Raw genomic sequence first — 7385 nt, 5'->3', positions numbered from 1 at the left:
CTTCATAACTGATGTTTCTTTTCTCTGTACTACTAGCAGACAAGCCTACTTTCCAGGTGACCACACCCTTTTTATCATCATAACTTGCGTTGCCGTAGGTTAAGTTTTCAACCTTAATGTCATTGTTTTGTGAAATGGGTATTCTATCCAAGAGCGTAACCTCAACCTCTGAGCTTTTGTTATTCCGTATTGTGATTTCGTAATTTCTCTTAACTATGCGGGTATTTCCAAAAAATGAACGGTCTTTCATATCATTAATCTGTTTACGTTCAACTACAAGGGTTGGATCTACTCCCAGTGACAACACCAACTCTTCATCTGTTAATTGGGGGTTGATGTATGAATTGCCGGCAAAATTACCGGCAAAATAAACTTTTGCTTCTCCGGGAAGCAAATCAAAGGTTTCCCAGTCTTTTAACTTGGCTGTTAAATAGACATTCTGCACCAATAAGGGTGCTGCGTAGTATTCATATTCTGTGGGGACCTCAAAGGTATTGATTTCAATTGTAGTTACTTCAGAGGGCGAGGTGGGTATGCTGTATTTTCTTGATATTTTAAACAACACATTGGTCACATTATCTTCCCTGATCATGGCCGGTATCACTTGTTCAAACTCTTCATTTTCTTGAACATTGACACCACTTGCTTTACCCATTAGTGAACTTTTTTTAGCATATCCCGAAACCACTACTTCATTTAAATCGTTTGCGTCAGCAAACAATGATAGGTCTATACGGCTTGCATACACAGGCAGGGTTTCTGTTTCAAAGCCCAGATAGGAGTAAACTATTTCCTGAGCTCCTTCAATATCTAGTGTATATCTGCCATCAAAATCTGTTTGTGTCCCCCTGCTTGTCCCTTTCAAAACAACATTTACTCCGGGAAGTGGAAGTCCGGTATCATCAACCACTACCCCTGAAACTGTTTTTACAGTTGGGTTGTATGTGTAGTTGGTTTTGGTACGGCTTCTTCTTTGAGCCGTGTATGTATAGGGGTTTACAAAGTTAAGAAAATGTGGATTGACATCCGGTTTTTCAGTATTTAATGTGGGGTTACCTGTTGATAAAGTAATGTTTACATTGTCCCAGTTTTCACCGGTATCCTGATACACATTAGCTTTATAATGTATTGCTACCGGGTTTTCGGTATTGACTGCTTTAATATCATAAACGGGAAGCCATCCCGCATTGCTAACATTGTATTTTAATATCAGTGTTAGGGAAGTTGTGGATGGTGACTCCAAATCAAGTAGAATTTCACCTCTTTGTTCAGCGTTATTGCTTCTTAATTTATTAATTTCTTGATTGATATCGCTGATGCTCTTGTTCAGTTTTTCAATGCTTTTGTTCAGGTCATATATTTCTGTTTTCAGCCCGGATATACGATCACGGTAATATTTGGAGTATGCCGAAAGTTTTTCAACAGTAACATTTTGCTGCTCGGTATTAATTTTTCTATTTGCATTTAAAAGTGCTTCCTCATCATCAAGCCCTTTTACGTTGTTTCTTAGAACTGCTACTTCGCGGTTTAATTTATCCTGTTCTTCCTGAAGGTCGCGTATTTTTTCAGATTCGGTCTTTTTTTCTATGAAATTGGTATTGAAATTTACTGATCCAATTGTAACATTCTGAAGGCCATTCACCTGGATGCTGTTGGGGTCAATATTTGGAGACAAATCTTTTATCAACACTTTGGTGCTCCCTGCGTGTAAGTTCACCTTTACTTCACTTGTGATTTGTGCTCCCTGTAAAAAAACAGTCACCTCTTTTATAACAGGTTTCGGTTGGATTTCATTAGGAAAACAAAATAGGGGAAGCAGTATCAACAGAATTACTTTTTTCATACTACAGTTGATTTGAATTAAAACACAAAATCGATTTCCGTTAAGAAACCGCTTTTAATTTTTTAATGGCAGAACTATTCAGTTTTTGTTCTGCGTATTCTTTGGTGACTTCAAGGTTTCTTTCCTCGGTGCCCGGCATTTCATACATAGCATCAGTTAATACTGATTCGCAGAGCGATCTTAGGCCTCTTGCGCCCAATTTATATTCAATGGCTTTTTCAACGATGAAGTCGAGGGCTTCGTCTTCTATTTTAAAGTCTATATCGTCCATTTCAAACAGTTTCTCATATTGTTTGATAATGGCATTTTTTGGTTCTGTAAGAATGGCTCGCAAGGTAGTTTTATCCAATGGATTCATGTGAGTCAAGACCGGTAGACGACCAATAATTTCGGGTATAAGTCCAAAATCTTTTAGATCTTTAGGGATGATGTACTGCAATAGGTTTTCTCTTTCTATGCTGTCTTCTGATTTTGAAGCGCTAAAGCCAACGGCTTGCAGGTTGAGGCGTTGTTTGATTTTCTTTTCGATTCCGTCGAAGGCTCCACCGGCAATAAACAAGATGTTTTCGGTATTGACTTCTATGAATTTTTGGTCAGGGTGTTTTCTTCCTCCTTTTGGGGGTACATTGACAGTGGTTCCTTCCAATAGTTTCAAAAGGGCTTGTTGCACTCCTTCACCAGAAACATCTCTGGTGATAGAAGGATTATCGCTTTTACGAGCAATTTTGTCAATTTCATCAATAAACACAATTCCATTTTGAGCTTTTTCGAGGTCATAATCTGCTGCTTGCAGCAACCTTGTCAAAATACTCTCTACATCCTCACCCACGTAACCTGCTTCAGTGAGTACAGTAGCATCGACTATGGCCAAGGGAACATTGAGCATTTTGGCAATTGTTTTAGCGATGAGGGTTTTACCGGTTCCGGTTTGCCCAACAATGATGATATTACTTTTTTGTATTTCTATATCATCATCTGATGCGGGCTGGAGTAATCTTTTATAATGGTTGTAGACTGCTACAGACATCACTTTTTTGGTATGTTCCTGACCGATGATGTATTCATTTAAGAAATCATTGATGGCTTTTGGTTTTTTCAACATCAGCTCGCCTGATAGTTGTGATTTGGAAGTGTGTGTTGCTTCTTCCATCACAATGCCGTGGGCCTGTTCAATACAGCGATCACAAATGTGTGCGTCCAAACCGGCAATCAAGAGATTGGTTTCGGCTTTTTTACGCCCACAAAATGAACATTCTAAATTTTCTTTTGCCATAACTCTGCTTTCAGGTTCAAGGTTTCAGGTTCCAAGTTAAAACGTTGAATTACTTCTTTTCTCTTGTTAAAATTTCGTCTATCATACCATACTCAAGGGCTTTATCGGCTTTCATCCAGTAGTCTCGGTCACTGTCTTCATAGACTTTGTCATAAGTTTGCTCTGAGTGTTTTGCAATTATCCTGTACAATTCTTCTTTTAAGGTCAGTATTTCGCGTGCTGTGATTTCGATATCACTTGCCTGTCCTTGTGCACCTCCCATGGGTTGGTGAATCATCACTCTCGAGTGTGGCAGTGCACTGCGTTTTCCTTTTTCACCGGCACAGAGAAGCACGGCCCCCATTGAGGCTGCCATTCCTGTACAAATAGTGGCTACATCAGGTTTTATGAATTGCATGGTGTCATAGATACCTAAGCCTGCATAGACACCTCCACCGGGTGAATTGATATAAATCTGGATATCTTTTGAGGCATCTGTGCTTTCCAGAAAGAGCAACTGTGCTTGTATGATATTTGCTACCTGATCGTTTACCTGGGTACCCATAAAGATGATTCTATCCATCATTAAGCGTGAAAACACATCCATTTGAGCAACGTTTAACTGGCGTTCCTCGATGATGTAAGGAGTCATGCTGCTGATAATCTTATTATAATAAGTGCTACTCACACCGTGGTGTTTCGTAGCATATTTTTCAAACTCTTTGCCGTAGTCCATATATTTTTTGAGCTATTTTTTAATTAAAAAGGCGTTCAATTATGTTGATTCAACGCCTAAATATAACTAATTTATCGTTGATTTATTGGTATGCTTCTTTCACAAATTTGTCATAAGACACTTCTTTGGTCTTCAATTTGGCATTTTCCTTAAAGAATTTCAGCATTTTTTGCTGGTTGAGTTGTTCAGCAAGTCGTTTCGCTTCGTCTTGGTTTGAAAGAATTCTTGCGGCAATGTTTTCAAGTTCCTCTTCAGCCGGGTTCATTTGGCCGTACTGCATCATTTGAGAAGTAACCATTGCTTTGGTGTAGTCTTTCAACTCTTCAAAATTGGCGTGCAGTTTGTGATCTGCCATCAATTTGCCTTCAATGAGCTGGTAGCGCAATCCTTTTTCAGATCGTTCATATTCAGCTTTTGCTTCTTCTTCTGTAAGTTCTTTTTCGCCACTTTTTTGAATCCAACGGGTCAAGAATTCTGCCGGAAGGTCAAACTTGGTATTTTCAATAAGGCTTTCTACGGCATTGTTCAACAAGACTTGCTCTGATTGCTGCTCAAACTGACGCTCGGCGTCTTCTTTGATTTTTGCTCTTACTTCTTCTTCAGACTTGACAACATCTTTTCCAAAAAGTTTATCAAAAAGTTCCTGATTTAACGCTGCTTCTTCGCGGGTGTTTATTTCTTCAATGGACAATGTGACCTCGATATCCAGACCGTGAGCGTCATCGTGAGGTACTTTTAAGAAGGTTTGGTTGTCGTGGTCATCTTCAAAAAGGCCTTTGGTCTTCAGGGTAATGGTATCGCCTGTTTTAGCTCCCAACAATTGGTCTTTTTGTTTTTTACCTTTGATTTTTTCCATCGAAAAAGTAGCTTTATTATCGATGCCTTTTTCTTCGTTTTTAAACGTTCCGGTAATTTCATCTTCTTTGGCTACTTCACTTTTGGATATGAGTTTGCCATATTGTTTTCTGATGGTTTTGATCTGGTTGTCTAAAAAATCTTTATCGGCCACAATTTTATAGTTTGTAACCGCCTTTTTTTGAAGGTCGATTTCAAATTGTGGTGCCAACCCTAATTCGAATTCAAATTGGAAATCATCTGCATCCCAGTCGATATCCATTTCGTTTTTGGGAAGCGGATTACCTAAAACATCCAGTTTTTCTTCAGTCAGGTATTTGTGGAGTGACTCCTGGATTAATTTATTTACCTCATCGAGCAAAACGGATTTTCCATATTGCTTTTTGATCATTCCCATTGGGATGTGTCCTTTTCTAAAACCGGGAATGTTGGCCGTTTTTTTGTAATCTTTTAAAACTTTTTCAACTTTTGGCGCATAATCATCTTTGGTAATTTCTACTTTTAAGATGGCATTTAGACTGTCGATGTCTTGTTTTGTGATGTTCATGAAAATTATGTTTAAATAAGTACGCGTTTTGAATAAAAAAGCATCGTGCTTTTCTCAATTTAAAACGGGTGCAAAAATACGATAATTTATCAATACCACAAAGGGTTCAACTGCTTGGTTTAGAAGTAAATTTATTACTTTTCGGTTAAGGAATACAAAACAGACTGAGAAATAGTCAAGAGCAGGCTAAAAAGCAGTGCCCACCAGAAACCATCTACGGTAAAACCGGGTATGAGATAATCAACCAAGAGGATGATTACGGCATTGATTACCAGCAGGAACAACCCAAAAGTAATGAGTGTTGCCGGGAGGGTTAAAAACACCAAAATAGGTTTGACCAAAACATTAAGCAGGGCCAACACTGCAGCAACGATAATGGAGGTTGTAAAGGCATCGACCCCTACACCCGGAAGTAGTTCTGCCAGCACCAAAACAACGATGGCTGTTAGTAATAACTGAATGATTAGTTTCATATTTTTTAGTTTAATGTGTTAGAAGCTACTAAAGATAGTAAAAAAATCTGTGGACTTGTGGACTGGTTAAGGCCTTCAGGTTTTCAGAACTTTCTGGGTCTAAGTTAAAAAGGTCATTACTTCTTTATAAAACGTGTCCGGATTTTCTGCATGCAGCCAGTGTCCGGCTTTTGGAATGGTCTTAATTGATGCTTTAGGAAAATGTTTTTGAATTAATATTTCATCTATGGATTCAATATATCCTGATTTTTCCCCTCTAAGAAAAAGAGTTTCTCCATCATAAATGGCCTCTTCGGGCAATCCTTTTCCAACTTCTTCAATGTTTTTGATCAATACAGGCAAGTTGATGCGCAAACCATAGGTTTCTTTTGATTTACGATAAAGGTTTTTTAAGAGGAACTGACGTACCGGTTTGATTTCAATATGTTTTTGAAGTTGCTCATCGGCATCACTTCTGGAGTCAATTTTAGTGAAATCGAGTGATGACAGGCCATGCAATATGTCCTGATGGTGTTGGGGATAAAATTTTGGGGCAATGTCTGCCACCAATAATTTTGAAACATAGTCCGGATATTTGGTTGCAAACAACATGGCTGTTTTACCACCCATGGAATGACCGAGGAGCACACAACTTGTTATGCCGTGATGATCGCAATATTTTTTAAGGTCTTCAGCCATGGCTTCATAAGTAAACTCTTCAGAGTGAAAACTTCTTCCGTGATTGCGTTGGTCTAGAAGGTGTACTTCATATCCGTTATCGGCAAAGCGGCTTCCCAGTGTTTTCCAATTATCGCCCATACCCAAAAAACCGTGGAGGATAATAAATGGGATTCCTGAGCCTTCAATATTTGTATGGAGTAGTTTCATTTGTAAGTTTTGTTTCAGGTCTTAAACATTGAACTGTTTCTTTGAAAGAATCTTGATTTTTCAGATACAAAGATACTGTTTAGGGTTGAAAAATGTATTTAATTAAAATATTCTAATGAAGACTTTAGTCACTTTATCATAGGCTTTTGAATAAGGGTAAAAAAAAGCATTGAAGTAGTATTGGAGTTCCTGCAAGCATTTAAAGAATGTTTAGAGGGAAGTGTACAAAAAACATTTATGGAAGAACAAACAATGAGAGAACTAAATTGCAGCAGTAAAAACCCACAACATTCTTGTAATGCTGTGGGTTGTAGTGTATTTACTATAGAAACTTAACCCAAATCTTCTTCATCCTCTGTATCCTCAGGAAGGTCTTCAGGGGGTTGTACTGCTTCCGGATCATCGTCTGCGAAGTCTTCATAGTCGTCTTCGTCATAATTTTCCATAGTGCGCTCCAGCTTGGTACTCACCTTAACCAGGTAAATGGTGTCTTCGGTGCGCACCTCTACGGCTTCAACGGTTTCCCCTTTGGCATTTTTAAAGGTGATGATATTTAAATCGTCATAGCCATCAGGGTATTTTTCGACCAGGAGTTTTAAAATTTCGGGTGTTAGTTTCTTAAAGTCAACTATAATTCTCTTCATACATTACATATCTAATAAGTAAGCAAATATAAGCGGTGCCACGATAGTAGCATCACTTTCTATGATAAATTTTGGGGTATTGATGTCCAGTTTTCCCCAGGTGATTTTCTCATTGGGAACCGCCCCTGAATAGGAACCGTAACTGGTGGTGGAATCTGATATCTGGCA

Annotated in this window: 8 protein-coding genes; all 8 read right to left on the bottom strand. The window is 38.5% G+C overall.

What is annotated here, in order from left to right:
* The coding region (locus tag AACY61_RS06170) for a mucoidy inhibitor MuiA family protein (protein WP_339610708.1) at positions 1–1843 on the bottom strand (1843 nt) is incomplete at its 3' end.
* A gap of 40 nt (positions 1844–1883) precedes the next feature.
* Positions 1884–3116, bottom strand: coding sequence for an ATP-dependent Clp protease ATP-binding subunit ClpX (gene clpX, locus AACY61_RS06165; protein WP_339610707.1), 1233 nt, complete (start codon positions 3114–3116; stop codon positions 1884–1886).
* 49 nt (positions 3117–3165) lie between these two features.
* Positions 3166–3831 (bottom strand): ATP-dependent Clp endopeptidase proteolytic subunit ClpP, encoded by a 666-nt coding sequence (gene clpP / locus AACY61_RS06160; protein WP_339610706.1) that lies wholly within the window; start codon positions 3829–3831, stop codon positions 3166–3168.
* An 82-nt stretch (positions 3832–3913) separates the two neighbouring features.
* On the bottom strand, positions 3914–5233 hold the full coding sequence (gene tig / locus AACY61_RS06155; RefSeq protein ID WP_339610705.1) for a trigger factor: 1320 nt from the start codon (positions 5231–5233) through the stop codon (positions 3914–3916).
* A 134-nt stretch (positions 5234–5367) separates the two neighbouring features.
* Positions 5368–5706: a phage holin family protein gene (locus AACY61_RS06150; protein WP_339610704.1), complete on the bottom strand. Its 339-nt coding sequence runs from the start codon at positions 5704–5706 to the stop codon at positions 5368–5370.
* A gap of 99 nt (positions 5707–5805) precedes the next feature.
* The gene (locus AACY61_RS06145) at positions 5806–6573 is read right to left on the bottom strand and encodes an alpha/beta fold hydrolase (protein ID WP_339610703.1); all 768 of its coding nucleotides are present in this window, start codon (positions 6571–6573) and stop codon (positions 5806–5808) included.
* 332 nt (positions 6574–6905) lie between these two features.
* Entirely contained in the window at positions 6906–7217 is a 312-nt protein-coding gene (locus tag AACY61_RS06140; RefSeq protein WP_339610702.1) for a hypothetical protein, read from the bottom strand.
* Positions 7218–7220: 3 nt separating this feature from the next.
* The coding region (locus tag AACY61_RS06135) for a deoxyhypusine synthase family protein (RefSeq protein WP_339610709.1) at positions 7221–7385 on the bottom strand (165 nt) is incomplete at its 5' end.

It is taken from the genome of uncultured Planktosalinus sp. (assembly GCF_963973675.1).
Lineage (GTDB): Bacteria > Bacteroidota > Bacteroidia > Flavobacteriales > Flavobacteriaceae > Planktosalinus.
Note: the sequence above shows the minus strand (reverse complement) of the source record. Positions and strands in the feature narration are given on the sequence as shown.